Genomic DNA, 17,370 nt, shown 5'->3' with positions numbered 1-17,370 from the left:
GGTCCGGCCGTATGCGTATCAGTGCGGACACGTTCAACTCGCCTTGAACGTAACCCTTTAGCCGTTTCGCCCACCCCGGAAACGTGCCACTGGCATGCCGGACGCCCTTGACATCGCCGTGTCCCTTTGCCGACACATCGGGCCCGGTCCGGCGGATTGTGTTGCTGTGGACCGGTGACACGCCATAGAGTCGCCAACCGTCGGCATGGTGCCACGCTGACCTATCGAGAAGTTCCCTGGTCACCAAGGAGGTAAGACGACTTGTGAATGAGTCGACATTTGCTCCCGGGGGTGGTCAACCAGGAACGTCCGAGCGGGGCCGAGGACCCGTGGGACTCGAGGCTGTCGGCTCCGTCGCTGTCCGAACCTTCGAAGCCCGGCAGAGCCCCCAGCCGACACAGCCAGCACCCCAGAGCATGGATGGCCATCACGTGAACGCCATGGCCGGCGACCGGAGTGGCGATAACACCCACACCCACCTCGCCGACTACGAGGAACTGCCCAAGGGGCACTTCTACGACCCCGACGCCGAGTACGAGCCCGATCCGGAGTACGCGGCCACGCTCGCGCCCGACGCGGCCCGCCAGCGCCGCGAGCGCGTCGGCCCCACGGGACGCCCGCTTCCGTACTTCCCGATCCCCGGTCCGCTGACCGACCACGGGCCCGCCAAGATCATCGCGATGTGCAACCAGAAGGGCGGCGTCGGCAAGACGACGTCGACCATCAACCTGGGCGCCGCCCTCGCGGAGTACGGCCGCCGCGTCCTGCTCGTCGACTTCGACCCCCAGGGCGCCCTCTCGGTCGGCCTCGGTGTGAACCCGATGGAGCTGGACCTCACGGTCTACAACCTCCTCATGGAGCGCGGCATGTCCGCGGACGAGGTGCTCCTGAAGACGGCGGTCCCCAACATGGACCTGCTGCCGAGCAACATCGACCTCTCCGCCGCCGAGGTGCAGCTCGTGAGCGAGGTCGCGCGCGAGTCCACGCTGCAGCGGGCGCTCAAGCCGCTGATGCAGGACTACGACTACATCGTGATCGACTGCCAGCCCTCGCTCGGCCTGCTCACGGTGAACGCGCTCACCGCCGCCCACAAGGTGATAGTGCCGCTCGAGTGCGAGTTCTTCGCCCTGCGCGGTGTCGCACTCCTGACGGAGACCATCGAGAAGGTCCAGGAGCGGCTCAACCCCGAGCTGGAGCTGGACGGCATCCTCGCGACCATGTACGACTCCCGCACCGTGCACAGCCGCGAGGTGCTCGCGCGCGTGGTCGAGGCCTTCGACGACCACGTCTACCACACGGTCATCGGGCGCACGGTCCGCTTCCCCGAGACCACGGTCGCCGGTGAGCCGATCACGACGTACGCCTCCAACTCGGTCGGCGCCGCCGCCTATCGCCAGCTCGCCAGGGAGGTGCTCGCCCGGTGTCACGCCGAGTGAGTCTGCCGGGGGCCGACGAGCTGTTCCGCACGACCGGCGGCATGGCCCTGCAGTCGTCGTCGCCGCGACGCCCGGCCAACGGTGAGGCGAGGGTGCCCGCTCCGGCGGGCGAGAGCGACGAGACCGCGGCGGCCGACGAGGCGGCGCAGGGCGAGGGCGGTGAGCCCGCCGAACACGCGGCCACCGACGCCGAGTCCGGCGCGGAGTCGCGCAGCCGGGCGGCGTCCGCCGACGCCGACAAGGGCGCGGGACGCCGGTCCGCGGGCCAGGCACAGGAAGGCGCCGCCCCGCAGGGCGGCGGCAAGAACGGCTCCTCCACCGCCCAGGCACGGCGCCGGGCGCGGGCGGCCAACCGACGGCCCAGCGGGCGCGAGCGGCACGACGAGAAGATCACCGTGTACGTCTCCGCCGAGGAGCTGATGGACCTGGAGCACGCGCGGCTCGTGCTCCGCGGCGAGCACGGGCTCGCGGTGGACCGCGGACGGATCGTGCGGGAGGCCGTCGCGGTCGTCCTCGCGGATCTGGAGTCGCGCGGGGACGCGAGCATCCTCGTACGACGGCTGCGCGGGCGGTAGGGGTAGCGTTTCCGGCCTGATGGCCTTGAACAGTGAATCCGCACCGCCCGCCGCCGGTCGGCGCCGCGCCCTGGGGCGGGGCCCCGGAGCGGCTCCCGCGGAGCCCGAGCCGGAGCAGACGGCCGCGGAGCCGGTCGCCCCGGAGCCCGTGGCCTCAGAGTCCGTGGCGCCGGAGCCCGTGGCCCCAGAGCCCGTGGCGCCGGAGCCGGTGGCCGCGGAGGCCCCCGAGTCCGAAGGGCCCGGTGACGGGCGGTTCACCGTGCGGCTCGCGAACTTCGAGGGCCCCTTCGACCTGCTGCTCCAGCTCATCGCCAAGCACAAGATGGACGTCACCGAGGTCGCGCTCTCCAAGGTGACCGACGAGTTCATGGCGCACATCCGGGCCATGGGGCCCGACTGGGACCTGGACCAGACGACGGAGTTCCTCGTCGTCGCCGCCACCCTGCTCGACCTCAAGGCGGCCCGCCTGCTGCCCGCCGCCGAGGTCGAGGACGAGGCCGACCTCGCACTGCTCGAAGCACGGGACCTGCTGTTCGCGCGGCTGCTCCAGTACCGCGCGTACAAGCAGGTCGCGGACGTCTTCGCGGGACGGCTCGAGGAGGAGGCGCGGCGCTACCCCCGCACCGTCGGCCTGGAGGCGCACCACGCCGAGCTGCTGCCGGAGGTCGTCATCAGCATCGGCGCCGAGGGGTTCGCCGAGCTCGCCGTGAAGGCCATGCAGCCGCGCGCGGAGCCCCAGGTGTACGTGGAGCACATCCACGCCCCGCTGGTGTCCGTGCGGGAGCAGGCGGGGCTGGTCGTCGCCCTGCTGCGGGAGCGCGGCGAGGCGGAGTTCCGGGAGCTGGTGGCGGACGCGGGGGACACGCTGACCGTCGTGGCCCGCTTCCTCGCCCTGCTCGAGCTGTACCGCGAGAAGGCCGTCGCCCTGGACCAGGACGACCCCCTGGGGGAGCTGATGGTGCGGTGGACCGGCGGGGACGGCGCCGACGGGCCGACCGTGACCGACGAGTTCGACCGGGCCCCCGAACCGATGGAGGAGAAGGCGTGAGCGAGCACCCCGCCGGGGCGGACACCGTCGCGGGCCTGGAGCTGCGGCCCGCCCTCGAGGCGGTCCTGATGGTCGTCGACGAGCCGGCCACCGAGGAGCACCTCGCGAAGATCCTCCAGCGGCCGAGGCGCGCGGTCGCCGACGCGCTGCGCGAGCTCGCCGACGAGTACACCGTGCAGCGGCGCGGCTTCGAGCTGCGCCTCGTGGCGGGCGGCTGGCGGTTCTACACGCGGCCCGAGTACGCCGCCGCCGTGGAGGGCTTCGTGCTCGACGGGCAGCAGGCGCGGCTCACCCAGGCGGCCCTGGAGACCCTCGCCGTCGTCGCGTACCGCCAGCCGGTGAGCCGATCGCGGGTCTCGGCGGTGCGCGGGGTGAACTGTGACGGCGTGATGCGCACGCTCCTGCAGAGGGGGCTGGTGGAGGAGGCGGGCGCGGAACCCGAAACAGGTGCGATCCTGTACAGGACGACGAACTACTTCCTGGAGCGGATGGGCCTGCGCGGCCTGGACGAGCTGCCGGAGCTCGCGCCCTTCCTCCCCGAGGCGGACGCGATCGAGGCCGAGACACGGGAAGGGGTTCCGTCGTTCGACCCGGACGCACCCGATGCGCCGGGTGACGAGGACGCAGCCGACTAAGACGGAACTTTTGATGCGAAGCAGCAGCGGCAGGAACAGCAGCGGAAACAACGGCGGGAGCCGTGGTGGCAACAGCGGCGGCCGCGGCAGCAGCGGCGGCCGCGGCAATTACCGGGGTGCCGGTAACAGCCGCGACGACAGGCGGGACGACAAGCGCGACGACAAGCGCGACGACAAGCGCGACGACAAGCCGAAGAGGCCCAGCAAGCCGCGCCCCGAGGAGCGGCGCTACGACGTGGGCGCGGGCGGCACCCAGAGCGGCCCGAAGTCCGGGCGCGGCGCCTCCGCGCGCGGCGGCGCCAAGGGCGGCCCCAAGCAGGGACAGCAGCGCGGCGCCCGGTCGGCCCCGTCCCGCTCCCGCGAGTACGAGACCCGGGCCGAGGAGCGCAACCGCGAGCGGTACGCGGGCAAGCCGAAGGTGAACCTCCCCAAGACCTTCCCCGGCGCCGAGCAGGAGGGCGAGCGGCTCCAGAAGATCCTGGCCCGCGCGGGCTACGGCTCGCGCCGCGCCTGCGAGGAGCTGGTCGACGAGGCCCGTGTCGAGGTCAACGGCGAGATCGTCCTGGAGCAGGGGCTGCGCGTCGACCCCGAGAAGGACGAGATCAAGGTGGACGGCCTGACGGTCGCCACGCAGTCGTACCAGTTCTTCTCGCTGAACAAGCCCGCCGGTGTCGTCTCCACCATGGAGGACACCGAGGGCCGCCAGTGCCTGGGCGACTACGTGACCAACCGCGAGACGCGGCTGTTCCACGTGGGGCGGCTCGACACCGAGACCGAGGGCGTCATCCTGCTCACCAACCACGGTGAGCTGGCCCACCGCCTGACCCACCCGAAGTACGGCGTGAAGAAGGTCTACCTCGCGCACATCGTGGGCCCGATCCCGCGCGACCTGGGCAAGCAGCTCAAGGACGGCATCCAGCTGGAGGACGGCTACGCCCGCGCGGACCACTTCCGCGTCGTGGAGCAGACCGGCAAGAACTACCTCGTCGAGGTCACCCTGCACGAGGGCCGCAAGCACATCGTGCGCCGCATGCTGGCCGAGGCGGGCTTCCCCGTCGACAAGCTGGTGCGGGTGGCCTTCGGGCCGATCACCCTGGGCGACCAGAAGTCCGGCTGGCTGCGGCGGCTGTCCAACACGGAGGTCGGCATGCTCATGAAGGAAGTCGACCTCTAGGAAACCCGGTGGACGGGCGGCCCGGAGGGCAAGAGTCCCGGTCCGGCCCGGCTAACCCTTGCGTGAGCCACCCCCCTCTCTTTATAGTCAACAGGACCATAAAGAGAGGGGGGTGGTCGTGCATGCGGGAATCACAGGAGTACGACAAGTACGCCCACGAACCGTTCGCCGTCACCGTGGACCTGGCGGTCTTCACCATCCGCGACGGCGCACTCCACGTGCTGCTCGTGGAGCGGGGCCAGGAGCCGTACGCGGGACAGTGGGCACTGCCCGGCGGATTCGTGCTGCCGGACGAGTCCGCGGAGAGCGCCGCACAGCGTGAGCTGGCCGAGGAGACGGGGCTCGCGGACGTCAGCGGGCTCCACCTGGAGCAGGTGCGCACCTACAGCGATCCCGGGCGCGATCCGCGGATGCGGGTCGTCTCCGTCGCGTTCGCGGCGCTCGTGCCCGACCTGCCGGAGGCCCGCGCGGGCGGCGACGCGGCCGGCGCGGCCTGGCTGCCGTACGGCCCGGCGGCGTACCGGCCCCTCGCCTTCGACCACGACCGGATCCTCGGCGACGCCTACGACCGGATCCGCGCCAAGCTGGAGTACACCGGGCTCGCCACCGCCTTCTGCCCGCCCGAGTTCACGCTCGGCGAGCTGCGCCAGGTCTACGAGGCCGTGTGGGGCGCGGAACTCGACCCCGCCAACTTCCGGCGCAAGGTCGTCGGCACCGCCGGGCTCGTCGAGGCGATCCCCGGCGCGGCCCGCCTCACCGGCGGCCGGGGCAAACCCGCCGCCCTCTTCCGGGCGGGCACGGCCACCGCCCTGCACCCGCCGCTGCTCCGCCCCACCCCGGAAGGACCGTCCTCATGAAGCGCCCGGCCACCGGCTCCCTCATGGGACTCGCCCTCGGGGACGCGCTCGGCTTCCCGACCGAGTTCAACGACGTCCCCTCGATCCTCGCCGAGTGCGGCCCGTGGCGTGCGATGGAGCTGCCCCGGCCCGCGATCGTCACGGACGACACCCAGATGACCCTCGCCCTGGCCAGGGCCCTGCGCACCGCCATGGACGAGGGCCCGCTCGGGCCGGAGCGGCTGACGCGGCCTCTGCGCGAGGAGTTCGTGGACTGGTACCGCTCGCCGGAGAACAACCGCGCGCCCGGCAACACCTGCCTGACGGCCTGCTCCCTCCTCCAGAGCGGCAGGCCGTGGGAGCAGGCGAGCCAGCCCCACTCCAAGGGCTGCGGCGCCAACATGCGGGTCGCGCCCATCGGCCTCGCCCCCGGCCTGAGCGACGAACAGCGCGCGGGCGCCGCCCAGCTCCAGTCCGCGCTCACCCACGGCCACCCGACCGCGCTCGCCGCCTCCGACCTCACCGCGCACGCCGTACGCCTGCTCGCCGCGGGCGCCGAACCGACCGGCCTCGTCGGCCTGCTGCGCTCCTACGCCTACGACAACCGCGAGACCTACCACGAGCGGTGGCTCGGCGAGCTGTGGCGGCGGAGCGAGGCGCCGACGCCGAAGGAGTTCATCGCCCACGGCTGGGACGAGTGCCTGGCGGTCCTGGAACGCCTGGAGACCGCGCTGAAGCGGGCCAACCCGGAGACCGACCCCTGCCTGGCCGCCGGCGAGGGCTGGATCGCCGAAGAGGCGCTGGCCACCGCCCTGCTCTGCTTCCTCCAGTTCGTCGACGAGCCGGTCACCGCGCTGCGCCGCGCGGCCTGCACCTCGGGCGACTCCGACTCCATCGCCTGCCTCGCCGGAGCCTTCGCGGGCGCCCACCTCGGCGCGGACGCGTGGCCCGCCGCCTGGACGCGGCGGATCGAGTACCGGGACGGGCTTCTCGGACTCGGGGCGCTCTGGGACGCCTGACGGCGAGGAGCGGCCCCCGCACGTCTCGGCAGGCGGGCGCCGCGTCCCCGCGCCCGCGGCGCTGACTACCCTTGACGTATTGCACGCGGGACACGAGGAGCGGTGACGTGGCGGTACGAGCGGTCCGGGGCGCCGTCCAGCTGGACGAGGACGAGGCCGGGCACATGGGGGAGCGGGTCGGCGCGCTGCTCACCGCCGTCCTGGAGCGCAACGCGCTGACCGCCGAGGACCTGATCAGCATCTGGTTCACGGCCACGCCCGACCTGCACAGCGACTTCCCCGCCGCCGCGGCCCGCGCCATCGGCCTCGTCGACGTTCCCCTGATCTGCGCGCGGGAGCTGGAGGTCGACGGCGCCATGCCGCGCGTCGTCAGGCTCCTCGCCCACATAGAGACCGACCGCCCCCGCTCAGAGATCGCGCACGTCTACCTCGGCGCCGCGGCCGCACTCCGCAAGGACATCGCCCAGTGAGAACCGCCCTCGTCATCGGCACCGGCCTGATCGGCACCTCCGCCGCCCTGGCCCTCGCCTCCCGCGGCGTCACCGTCCACCTCGACGACCACGACCCGGCGCAGGCCCGCACCGCCGCCGCGCTCGGCGCCGGCACCGACGAGGCCCCCGAGGGCCCCGTCGACCTCTGCGTCGTCTCCGTGCCGCCCGCGCACGTCGCCGCCACCCTGGCCGGCGTCATACGGCGCGGCGCGGCGCGCGCCTACCTCGACGTCGCCAGCGTCAAGGGCGGGCCCCGCCGCGACCTCGAAGCACTCGGCCTCGACCTTGCCACGTACATCGGCACGCACCCCATGTCCGGGCGCGAGCGCAGCGGCCCGCTGGCCGCCACCGCCGACCTCTTCGAGGGGCGGCCGTGGGTGCTCACCCCGACCCGCGACACCGACACCGAGGTGCTCAACCTCGCCCTCGAACTCGTCGCGCTCTGCCGTGCCGTGCCCGTCGTCATGGACGCCGACGCCCACGACCGCGCGGTCGCCCTCGTCTCGCACATGCCGCACCTGGTCTCCAGCATGGTCGCCGCCCGCCTGGAGAACGCCGACGAGTCGGCCGTACGCCTGTGCGGCCAGGGCATCCGCGACGTCACCCGCATCGCCGCCTCCGACCCGCGGATGTGGATCGACATCCTCTCCGCCAACCCCGGACCCGTCGCCGACCTCCTCGCCGACGTCGCCGCCGACCTCGACGAGACCGTCACGGCCCTGCGAGCCCTGCAGTCCGCCGACGAGGCCAAGCGCACCGAGGGCGCGGCCGGCGTCGCGACCATGCTGCGGCGCGGCAACGCGGGCCAGACCCGGGTCCCCGGCAAGCACGGCTCGGCCCCGGCCGCCTACGAGATCGTCGCGGTGCTGATCAACGACCAGCCCGGCCAGCTGGCCCGGATCTTCGCCGACGCGGACCGGGCGGGCGTCAACATCGAGGACGTGCGCATCGAGCACGCGACCGGTCAGCAGGCGGGCCTCGTGCAGCTCATGGTGGAGCCGAAGGCCGCCCCCGGGCTCGCCGCGGCGCTGCGCGAGCGCGGCTGGTCGATCCGGCAGTAGACGGCGGGCGGAAGGGGCTGTCGGGGCAGGCCGCGCGAGCCAGTAACCTTGTGCGGGGCGTGTCCACGCCCCGCCTCCCCGCCCCGAGTACTGCGAAAGGTGTCCGCAGCCCCGTGGAAACCGCAGAAAACGCCGCCCCGGCAGCCGTGATCGTCGCCATCGACGGCCCCTCCGGCACGGGCAAGTCGAGCACCTCCAAGGCCGTCGCCGCCCAGCTCGGGCTCAGCTACCTGGACACCGGCGCCCAGTACCGGGCGATCACCTGGTGGATGGTGCACAACGGCATCGACCTCACCGACCCCGGTGCGATCGCCGACGCCGCGGGCAAGCCCGGGATCGTCTCGGGCACCGACCCGCTGGCCCCGACCATCACGGTCGACGGCGCCGACGTCTCCGGCCCCATCCGCACCACCGAGGTCACCTCCAAGGTCAGCGCGGTCAGCGCCGTTCCCGAGGTCCGCACCCGCATCACCGAGCTGCAGCGCTGGATCGCGGAGTCGGCCGAGAAGGGCATCGTCGTGGAGGGCCGTGACATCGGCACCACCGTGCTGCCCGACGCCGACCTGAAGATCTTCCTCACCGCCTCGCCCGAGGCGCGCGCCGCCCGCCGCTCCGGCGAGCTCAAGGGCGCCGACGTCAAGGCGACCCAGGAAGCCCTGATCAAGCGGGACGCGGCCGACTCCAGCCGCAAGACGTCCCCGCTGGCCAAGGCCGACGACGCGGTCGAGGTCGACACCACCGAGCTCACGCTCCAGCAGGTCATCGAGTGCGTGGTCACCCTCGTCGAGGAGAAGCGGGCCGAGAAGTGAGCGAGGCGGGCGCCTCCGAGCGGGGGGCCGAGGTCGGCCGCCGGATCGGCGTCGGCCTCATGTACGGCCTGTTCCGGCCGCGGGTGCTCGGCTCCTGGCGGGTGCCCGTGAGCGGGCCCGTGATCCTGGCCGTCAACCACGCGCACAACGTCGACGGCCCGATGGTCATGGGCGTCGCGCCCCGGCCCACGCACTTCCTCATCAAGAAGGAAGCGTTCGTCGGGCCGCTCGGCCCCTTCCTCGACGCCATCGGCCAGGTGAAGGTGGACCGCTCGGGCGCCGACCGCACGGCCATCACCCGTGCCCTCGGCGTCCTCGGACAGGGCGGCGTCCTCGGCATCTTCCCCGAGGGCACCCGGGGCGAGGGCGACTTCGCCTCGCTGCGTGCCGGGCTCGCGTACTTCGCGGTGCGCTCCGGGGCCCCGATCGTCCCGGTCGCGGTCCTGGGAAGCACCGAGCGGGACGGACGGTTGATAAAGCAGCTGCCCCCGCTGCGCAGCCGGGTCGACGTCGTCTTCGGAGACCCCTTCGAGGCGGGCGACGGCAGCGGCCGGCGGACGCGCAAGGCGCTGGACGAGGCGACCGTGCGCATCCAGGAGCGGCTCTCCCGCCACCTGGAAAACGCCAGGCGCCTGACCGGGCGCTGAGCGAGACTTATCAAGTAGTGCGCCGACCCGACACGCGGACCCGCGCACCGATCACCACGATGAACGACGAGGTACGGACTTCATGAGCGACCAGATCCAGCCCGAGGGCGACGGCTTCGCCGAGCACGACCACGGGGCGCTCGGCGACGCCGAGTACGCGCAGTTCATGGAGCTCGCCGCCGAGGAGGGCTTCGACGTCGAGGACGTCGAGGGCGCCATCGAGGAGGCGGGCCACGGCCCGTTGCCCGTGCTCGCCGTCATCGGCCGCCCCAATGTCGGCAAGTCGACCCTGGTGAACCGCATCATCGGCCGCCGCGAGGCCGTCGTGGAGGACCGCCCCGGCGTGACCCGCGACCGCGTCACCTATGAGGCCGAGTGGTCGGGCCGCCGCTTCAAGCTCGTCGACACCGGCGGCTGGGAGCAGGACGTGCTCGGCATCGACGCGTCCGTCGCCGCCCAGGCGGAGTATGCGATCGAGGCCGCGGACGCCGTGGTCTTCGTCGTCGACGCCACGGTCGGCGCCACCGACACCGACGAGGCGGTCGTCCGCCTCCTGCGCAAGGCCGGCAAGCCCGTCGTGCTCTGCGCCAACAAGGTCGACGGCCCCTCCGGCGAGGCCGACGCCACCGCCCTGTGGTCCCTCGGCCTCGGCGAGCCGCACCCCATCTCCGCGCTGCACGGCCGCGGCACCGGCGACATGCTGGACGCCGTCCTCGAGGCGCTGCCCGAGGCGCCCGAGCAGACCTTCGGCACGGCCATCGGCGGCCCCCGCCGCATCGCGCTCATCGGCCGCCCGAACGTCGGCAAGTCCTCGCTGCTCAACAAGGTGGCGAACGAGGACCGCGTGGTCGTCAACGAACTCGCGGGCACCACTCGTGACCCGGTCGACGAGCTGATCGAGCTGGGCGGCGTCACCTGGAAGTTCGTCGACACGGCGGGCATCCGCAAGCGCGTCCACCTCCAGCAGGGCGCCGACTACTACGCCTCGCTGCGCACCGCCGCGGCCGTGGAGAAGGCGGAGGTCGCGGTGATCCTCATCGACGCCTCCGAGTCCATCTCCGTGCAGGACCAGCGCATCGTGACCATGGCCGTCGAGGCGGGCCGCGCGATCGTGGTGGCGTACAACAAGTGGGACACCCTCGACGAGGAGCGCCGCTACTACCTGGAGCGGGAGATCGAGACCGAGCTCGCCCAGGTCGCCTGGGCGCCCCGCGTCAACGTCTCCGCGGCCACCGGCCGCCACATGGAGAAGCTCGTCCCCGCGATCGAGACGGCCCTCGCGGGCTGGGAGACGCGCGTGCCGACCGGACGGCTGAACGCCTTCCTCGGCGAGATCGTCGCCTCCCACCCGCACCCGGTGCGCGGCGGCAAGCAGCCGCGCATCCTCTTCGGCACCCAGGCGGGCACGAAGCCGCCGCGCTTCGTCTTCTTCGCCTCGGGCTTCATCGAGGCCGGCTACCGCCGCTTCCTGGAGCGCCGCCTGCGCGAGGAGTTCGGCTTCGAGGGCACGCCGATCCACGTCTCGGTCCGGGTGCGCGAGAAGCGCGGCCGCAAGAAGTAGGACGCCCCTCGCCCGACCGTGCGCACGCGAGATGCCCGGCCCCGTTCCGCGGGGCCGGGCATCTCGTTCGTTCAGCGCTCGCGGCGCGAGGCCGCCGGCAGGGCCGCGGGGATCGGGTGGAGGCCCGTCGCGTAGTGGTCCTGCCGGCCGTGGCGGCCCATGTGGAACTGCCCGAAGGCGTGCGGGCGCGCGTCCTGCCGTCCGTCGCGCTGTCCGCCGTACGGTCCTGTGCCGAAGGCGGTGAAGCGGAACTCCTCCTCGCCGCTCCGGTCGCCCGGCAGGGCGCGGAAGGCCCTGCGGTACTCCGAGTACAGCGTGTCGTAGATCGGTGTGGCCGAGTACTGGCCCGCCGTGTCCGGCGCGGTGCGCATGGACGGGATCGGGGTCTGGTACGCCGGCCTGTAGCGGGAGGAGTCGTATGTGTGCACGTCTGTGCCAACGACACGGCGGCCCGTCGGATGCGGGGGCCACCCCGCGGCCATTCGGGTGATCAGGTGCCGGCGAGCGGCATGGACCCGGCGGCGAGCAGTCCGCGGGCGGCCGCGTTGTCCAGGGCGTCCCGGAGCAGGTCCTCGCGCGGCTGGCGGCCGATGGAGCCCGCGGGCGCCGCGAAGAGCAGCACGGTCTGGGTCTTGTTGACCGCGGTCCGCCAGTCCTCGGTCACCTGGAGCGGCTGGTGCGCCTGCCACCAGGCGACCGGGGCGCTGCCGTGGGGGCCGGGCTGGAAGACGGCGTGGAGCTGTCCCATGGCGAGCAGGACGGACCAGCCGTGCAGGACGGGCGGCACGGTGTCGAGCGAGGCCACCGGCATGAAGCCCTGCTCGATCAGGAGCGGCAGGAAGTCGTCGCCGCCGCCGGGCGCGGCGCCGGGGCGGGCGATGGGGCCGGTGGGCTCGACGACGAGCGCGGGGCGCAGCTCCCCCTCGATCAGGACGAGGCCGCTGGTCACGCCGAGCACGGCCTGGCTCGGCGCGGGCGCGGCCTCGGCGGGCACGTCGCCGCCGTCGCCGGTGATCGAGCGCACGGCGCCCTGGAGCTGCTCCTCGGAGACCGTCACGATCTGGGAGGGCAGGCAGGAGGCGTGCGCGAAGGCGAGCACGGCGGTCTCCTCGCCGACGAACAGGACCGTGCTGGTGCGTTCCTGCCCGGAGTCGCCCGGGGTGCGGCACGAGGTGCAGTCGTAACTGCCCGGAGTGTTCTCTCCGGCGAGCAGCCGGTCGGCTTCTTCGTCGCCGATCTCGGCGCGAACGTCGTCGCTGACGTCGAGCATGCGCGGCACGGGTGACTCCTCGGGATTGTCACGCGGGGTGATTGGTGCGGGTGTGATGAGCCGGGCGGTGCCCGGCTCATAGGAAGACAACGGCGGATCAGTGGCGCAAGTCACGCAAGACAGCGAACGGAATCGAACCGTCCGCAGCGCGGGGCGAGGTGGTCGCCGGAATGTGTCACTCCGCGCCAACAGGTCTGCGCTGCGGGGGAGTTGGCAGGGGGAGGTGAGCGGTGGGCTGTTGGATCAAGGGGCGTATAAATCCCGATATCAGCGAATGAAGTGGGTGGCCTGAATTCACCGCTACCGCGAGTAACCTCGAACTGGCCCGTGGGGACGGGGACCCGGACGCCGCCGGGGTGAGCCAGCTCCTGGATTTCGCCGCCGTGTGCAGCGAGCGGCGGGGGTACGCCGCCAACCGCGCCGGCATCGGCGGGAATCCGACGCCATCGCGCCGGGGCGGCGGCTGCGGGTCCGAGCCGCCGTTCGGGTGGGGTCCCGGTTCTCGCGGCGCGGGGCGCTGGGGGAGTGGCGTTCATATGCCTAACGTGACCCGATGCATCTGACGCATTCGACGCACTCGACGCATCTGACGCAGTGGACGCAGTGGACGCAGTGGACGCATACGACGTCCACGCCACGTCCGCCCCGGCGTTCCCGGCCGCTGGCCGTGGCCGTGGGCGCGGTCCTGGCCGTGGTGGCGCTGCCGCCCGCCGCCGCGTCCGCGGCTCCGCCGACACGGCCCGCAGCGGGGCCCACGGCAGGGGCCGCCGCCGGGCCCGCCGCGTACCGGAACAGCGCGTGCTCCTCCGACAAGGGGGCCTGGAACTGCCTGGCCCAGTGCGAGAGCAACGGGCGGTGGAACGCGAACACCGGGAACGGCTACTACGGCGGGCTCCAGTTCTGGCAGCCCACCTGGGAGGCGTACGGCGGCCTGCAGTACGCCCCGCGCGCCGACCTCGCCACCAGGTCGGAGCAGATCAAGGTCGCCGAGAAGTTGCGGCTCAGCCAGGGGTGGAAGGCCTGGCCCTCCTGCTCGCGGAAGCTGCGGATCGAGCGGTTCGACCGGCCGGAGGAGCCGACCCGCTCCAGCCGGGGGGAGCGGCGCACGCACGTCGTCGCACGCGGGGAGACCCTCACCTCCATCGCCCGGCGGTACGGGGTCGGCGGGGGCTGGAAGGACCTCTACGCGGCCAACCGGGCGGCGGTCGGGAGCCGGCCCGATCTGCTCCCCGTCGGAGCGAGGCTCGTCATCCCGAAGGGCTGAGCTCCGCGGCCTCTCCGCTGAACACCACCGTGCCTCGGCGCAGTTCGTGCACCACTACCGCCGTTCCCGCCGTCCCTGCCGTCTCTGCCGTCTCTGCCGTCTCTGCCGTCCCTGCCGTCCCCGCTGTTCCCGTCGTCCCCGCAGCCCGTCCCGCGTTCGCGCGCAGGGCGGGCGGCAGACGTTGCTCGGCCAGGACCACGCAGGCGGGGAGGGTGGTGAGGGCCGTGAGCAGGGCGTAGGTGCGGGCTGCGACCTGGGGAGACATGCCCTGGGTGGGCTCGTCGATCAGGATCACCGGGGTCTCGTGGTGGGAGTGGGCCCACCGCAAGGCCCTGGAGAGCGCCAGCATGCGTTGTTCGCCGCCGGAGAGGGTGCCCGCGGGGCGGGACGGGAGCCTCGCGCCGCGGAACGGCGAGCCGGGGTGGGACGGCGAGCTGTACGGCGGGACCGAGGTCTACCGGTACTTCAAGCGCGAGCAGGGAGCGCGGACCGCCGCGGTGGTCTCCTGCAACCAGGCCGCGTCCGCCTCCTACGCGCGGCTCGTCACCCGGGGGCTGCGGGCCGAGGGGTACGAGGTCGTCACCGAACAGCTCGACTTCGCCCTGCCGAACTTCCGGGCGGCCGCCGCCGACCTCCGGGAGCAGGGCGCCGACCTGGTCTTCGACGCGCTCGACACGCACGGCACGCCAAGCTCTGCGAGGCGATGGACGAGGCGGGCGTGGAGGTGACCGCGAAGGTGACCAACGTGCAGAACTGGACCTCGGCCGTCGCCGAGGACTACGAGAACGCGCCCCGCTGCCGCAACGCCCTGTGGGCGACCGGGTCGAGCAGGAACCACGAGGACACCGGCCATCCCGCCGTACGGAATTTCCGCGCCGCCATGAAAGGCCGGGAACTCTCGCAGTGGCAATTGGAGGGATGGGCCGCCGCCATGTGGTTCACGGACGCGGCGCGCGCGTGCGCGGGAGAGGACGGCGGTGACGTCACGCGCGCGTGCGTGGACCGATTCATGAACAGTGACCAGCCGTATCCAGCCCGCGGCCTGCTGATTCCGGTCACTTTCGAACACCTTGACGAACCGCCCGAGCGTCGCAGGACCTGTCTGTCGGTGGCCCGGTGGCGGGACGGCCGGGGCTGGACCACCCGGGGCGGCGACATGAACGAAAACTGCTTCGAAGTGCCCCAGCTCCCCTACCAGCCTTGATGTGCCGCAGGGCGGATAAGTTCCCTCTTCCGGCTACCGATCGCATATCTGTTGAAAAACAGGATGGTGTTGGCACCCAACCTTTGGCCAGGAATCCCCGTCTAACCCTGCGGTAGGCGGACGAGGGGGACTGTCCGCGGGGAAACGTGGGATACGGGGACGCATGCACATCTCTTTCCTGATTCACAACGCGTACGGGATCGGAGGGACGATCCGCACGACGTACAACCTGGCGAACACGCTGGCCCAGCAGCACGACGTCGACGTCGTCTCCGTCTTCCGGCACCGCGACGAGCCGGTGTTCGCGCCTGACCAGCGCGTCCGCCTGAGCCACCTCGTGGATCTGCGCAAGGGCGCCCCGGGCTACGAGGGCGACGACCCCGAACACCTGCGGCCTGCGCGGACCTTCCCCGACGCGGAGGGCCGCTACGACCAGTACAGCGCCCTCACCGACCGGCGCATCGCCGACCACCTCGCGCGCCTGGACGCGGACGTGGTCGTCGGCACCCGCCCCGGCCTCAATGTGCACATCGCCCGCCAGACCACGCGCGGCCCCCTGCGCGTCGGGCAGGAGCACCTCACGCTCGACAGCCACTCCAAGGAGCTGCGCCGCCAGCTCCGGAGCGTCTACCCCCGCCTGGACGTCCTGACCACGACGACCCGGGCCGACGCCCTCGCCTACACCCGCAAGATGCGGCTGCCGGGCGTGCACGTCCAAGCGGTGCCCAACCCCGTGCCCGCCCCCGGCATAGAGCCGGCCGACGGCTCCCACAAGTGGGTCGTCGCGGCCGGGCGGCTCGCCCCCGTCAAGCGGTACGACCTGCTGATCAGGGCCTTCGACAAGGTGCGGCGCGAGCGCCCCGACTGGCGGCTGCGGATATACGGCGGCGGCAAGCAGAAGGACAAGCTGCGCGCGCTGATAGACGAGCTGGGTCTGTACAACCACGTCTTCCTCATGGGCCCCGCCCACCCCATCGAGCCCGAGTGGGCCAAGGGCTCCATAGCCGCCGTCACCTCCAGCCTCGAATCCTTCGGCATGACGATCGTCGAGGCGATGCGCTGCGGCCTCCCCGTGGTCGCCACCGACTGCCCGCACGGCCCCGGCGAGATCATCGACAACGGTGTCGACGGGCGGCTCGTCGAGGTCGGCAACCCCGACGCCATCGCCGGCGGGCTCCTCGAACTCATCAACGACGACTCGCTCCGGCACCGCATGGCGGACGCCGCGCTCCAGGACTCCGAGCGCTTCGACCCCGCCCACATCGCCGAGCGCTACGACGCGATGTTCTCCGGGATGCTCACCCGCGGGAACTCGCTGGGGGGCCGGATGCGCGGCTCCCTCCACCGCACCCGCGGCGCACTGCTCGGAGGCGCCTACGCGGTGCGGGACCTCGGCCGCGTCCAGACGAAGGGATCCACCGCATGACGTCCTTGGCCACCTCGCAGGCGGCGTCGTCCGCAGGGGACCAGGAGGCCGCCGACGCGCCGCGCGCCGACTGCGTCGCCGACTCCGCCGGGGGCCTCACCTTCGACGTCACGGAACCGGGCGGATACGAGCCCGACGACGTGGCCTACCTGCTGCTGCGCCGCCGCGACTCCGACGACGAGGTCCGCCTGCCCCTCACCCCGGCCGCCGACGGACGGCTGCGGGCCGCGCTGCCCAGCAGCGTCGAGCTCGCCGAGGGCCGCTGGAACGCGTACGTGCAGGTGGCGAGCGGTGCGCCGCGCCGGCTCATACCGGGCGTCAACGACCTGCGCTCCCTGGTCGACCGGGCGCCGAGCGGCAGCCGCGGCTACGTCGCGGTCCGCATCCCGTACGTGACGAAGCAGGGCAACCTCTCCGTGCGGAGCTGGCTGCGGGCGCCGCACGCCGAGGCCGGGGAGATCGAGATCGCGGACGGCGGCATGACCGTGCACGGCCGCCTCTACGGCACCGTCCTGAGCGCCGACGCCTGCGCCGAGGCCGTCCGGCGGGCCGAGCCGGACCTCGTCCACCGCGCCGACGTCACGGCCGAGGGACCCCTGTTCAGCTTCGCGCTGCCGCACGGCGAGCTCGCCGAGCGCGGCGCGGGCCCCTGGGACCTGTGGTTGCGCCCGGCCGGGACGAGCGGGCCGCGGGTGCGCCTGGCCCGGCTCCTCGACGACGTCGCGGACAAGAAGGCGATCTTCACGTATCCGGTGCTGCGCCGCGAGACCGCGCACGGCGCGCTGGAAGCGGGCCCGTACTACACCAACGACAACGACCTGGCGGTGCGCGTGCGCGAGGCGGCCACCGGCACGGAGGACGCCGACGCCTGAGAACGCGGACCGTGGCTGTCCTTTATCCGGGGCACAATCGCG

The 17,370-nt window shown here is 72.7% G+C and carries 17 protein-coding genes and 2 pseudogenes; 16 read left to right on the top strand and 3 right to left on the bottom strand.

Annotated features, from left to right (window positions below; all coding sequences use genetic code 11):
* Window positions 1-263 precede the first annotated feature (263 nt).
* The 12 genes from DCW30_RS21545 (at window position 264) to der (ending at window position 11,292) form a co-directional block, all read left to right on the top strand.
* Window positions 264-1,436: a ParA family protein gene (locus DCW30_RS21545; protein ID WP_076686940.1), complete on the top strand. Its 1,173-nt coding sequence runs from the start codon at window positions 264-266 to the stop codon at window positions 1,434-1,436.
* Window positions 1,421-2,011 carry a hypothetical protein gene (locus DCW30_RS21540; RefSeq protein WP_076686941.1) on the top strand — a complete coding sequence of 197 codons (591 nt, stop codon included), beginning with the start codon at window positions 1,421-1,423 and terminating at the stop codon, window positions 2,009-2,011. The genes DCW30_RS21545 and DCW30_RS21540 overlap by 16 nt, the downstream gene beginning before the upstream one ends.
* Window positions 2,012-2,030: 19 nt before the next feature.
* Window positions 2,031-3,059: a segregation and condensation protein A gene (locus DCW30_RS21535; RefSeq protein ID WP_076686942.1), complete on the top strand. Its 1,029-nt coding sequence runs from the start codon at window positions 2,031-2,033 to the stop codon at window positions 3,057-3,059.
* Window positions 3,056-3,694: an SMC-Scp complex subunit ScpB gene (gene scpB / locus DCW30_RS21530; protein ID WP_076686943.1), complete on the top strand. Its 639-nt coding sequence runs from the start codon at window positions 3,056-3,058 to the stop codon at window positions 3,692-3,694. The genes DCW30_RS21535 and scpB overlap by 4 nt, the downstream gene beginning before the upstream one ends.
* Window positions 3,695-3,707: 13 nt before the next feature.
* Entirely contained in the window at window positions 3,708-4,868 is a 1,161-nt protein-coding gene (locus tag DCW30_RS21525) for a pseudouridine synthase (protein WP_076686944.1), read from the top strand.
* 122 nt (window positions 4,869-4,990) lie between these two features.
* Window positions 4,991-5,725, top strand: coding sequence for an NUDIX hydrolase (locus DCW30_RS21520; protein WP_076686945.1), 735 nt, complete (start codon window positions 4,991-4,993; stop codon window positions 5,723-5,725).
* Complete coding sequence (locus tag DCW30_RS21515; RefSeq protein ID WP_062782736.1) at window positions 5,722-6,723, top strand: ADP-ribosylglycohydrolase family protein; 1,002 nt, start codon at window positions 5,722-5,724, stop codon at window positions 6,721-6,723. Before DCW30_RS21520 ends, DCW30_RS21515 begins: the two co-directional genes overlap by 4 nt.
* A gap of 107 nt (window positions 6,724-6,830) precedes the next feature.
* Complete coding sequence (gene aroH, locus DCW30_RS21510) at window positions 6,831-7,193, top strand: chorismate mutase (protein WP_076686946.1); 363 nt, start codon at window positions 6,831-6,833, stop codon at window positions 7,191-7,193.
* Window positions 7,190-8,275 carry a prephenate dehydrogenase gene (locus DCW30_RS21505; protein ID WP_076686947.1) on the top strand — a complete coding sequence of 362 codons (1,086 nt, stop codon included), beginning with the start codon at window positions 7,190-7,192 and terminating at the stop codon, window positions 8,273-8,275. Before aroH ends, DCW30_RS21505 begins: the two co-directional genes overlap by 4 nt.
* Before the next feature lie 113 nt (window positions 8,276-8,388).
* Complete coding sequence (gene cmk / locus DCW30_RS21500) at window positions 8,389-9,084, top strand: (d)CMP kinase (protein ID WP_076686948.1); 696 nt, start codon at window positions 8,389-8,391, stop codon at window positions 9,082-9,084.
* A gap of 59 nt (window positions 9,085-9,143) precedes the next feature.
* Window positions 9,144-9,731: a lysophospholipid acyltransferase family protein gene (locus tag DCW30_RS21495; protein WP_076689482.1), complete on the top strand. Its 588-nt coding sequence runs from the start codon at window positions 9,144-9,146 to the stop codon at window positions 9,729-9,731.
* An 82-nt stretch (window positions 9,732-9,813) separates the two neighbouring features.
* Entirely contained in the window at window positions 9,814-11,292 is a 1,479-nt protein-coding gene (der, locus tag DCW30_RS21490; RefSeq protein WP_076686949.1) for a ribosome biogenesis GTPase Der, read from the top strand.
* Window positions 11,293-11,363: 71 nt separating this feature from the next.
* Here the strand turns inward: der and DCW30_RS21485 are convergent, their stop codons facing one another.
* Window positions 11,364-11,663: a hypothetical protein gene (locus tag DCW30_RS21485; RefSeq protein WP_103557663.1), complete on the bottom strand. Its 300-nt coding sequence runs from the start codon at window positions 11,661-11,663 to the stop codon at window positions 11,364-11,366.
* 119 nt (window positions 11,664-11,782) lie between these two features.
* The gene (locus DCW30_RS21480) at window positions 11,783-12,571 is read right to left on the bottom strand and encodes a hypothetical protein (protein ID WP_076686951.1); all 789 of its coding nucleotides are present in this window, start codon (window positions 12,569-12,571) and stop codon (window positions 11,783-11,785) included.
* A gap of 544 nt (window positions 12,572-13,115) precedes the next feature.
* On the opposite strand from DCW30_RS21480, the gene DCW30_RS37935 reads away from it, so the two are divergent.
* Complete coding sequence (locus tag DCW30_RS37935; RefSeq protein WP_079250182.1) at window positions 13,116-13,826, top strand: LysM peptidoglycan-binding domain-containing protein; 711 nt, start codon at window positions 13,116-13,118, stop codon at window positions 13,824-13,826.
* Here DCW30_RS37935 and DCW30_RS36750 read toward each other — a convergent pair.
* Window positions 13,810-14,226, bottom strand: a pseudogene (locus DCW30_RS36750) (P-loop NTPase family protein); the annotation flags it as partial. The gene DCW30_RS37935 and the pseudogene DCW30_RS36750 sit on opposite strands and share 17 nt — an antisense overlap.
* On the opposite strand from DCW30_RS36750, the pseudogene DCW30_RS21465 reads away from it, so the two are divergent.
* The 3 genes and pseudogenes from DCW30_RS21465 to DCW30_RS21455 form a co-directional block, all read left to right on the top strand.
* Window positions 14,216-15,030: pseudogene (locus tag DCW30_RS21465) on the top strand (ABC transporter substrate-binding protein); the annotation flags it as partial. The pseudogenes DCW30_RS36750 and DCW30_RS21465 sit on opposite strands and share 11 nt — an antisense overlap.
* A 163-nt stretch (window positions 15,031-15,193) precedes the next feature.
* A complete protein-coding gene (locus tag DCW30_RS21460; protein WP_076686952.1) occupies window positions 15,194-16,456 on the top strand; it encodes a glycosyltransferase family 4 protein in 1,263 nt (420 codons plus the stop codon).
* Entirely contained in the window at window positions 16,453-17,328 is an 876-nt protein-coding gene (locus tag DCW30_RS21455; RefSeq protein ID WP_076686953.1) for a hypothetical protein, read from the top strand. Before DCW30_RS21460 ends, DCW30_RS21455 begins: the two co-directional genes overlap by 4 nt.
* Window positions 17,329-17,370 lie beyond the last annotated feature (42 nt).

Origin of the sequence: Streptomyces alfalfae (assembly GCF_004127445.1) — a bacterium.
Classification (GTDB): domain Bacteria; phylum Actinomycetota; class Actinomycetes; order Streptomycetales; family Streptomycetaceae; genus Streptomyces; species Streptomyces alfalfae.
This window is presented reverse-complemented; position numbering and strand designations above follow the sequence as displayed.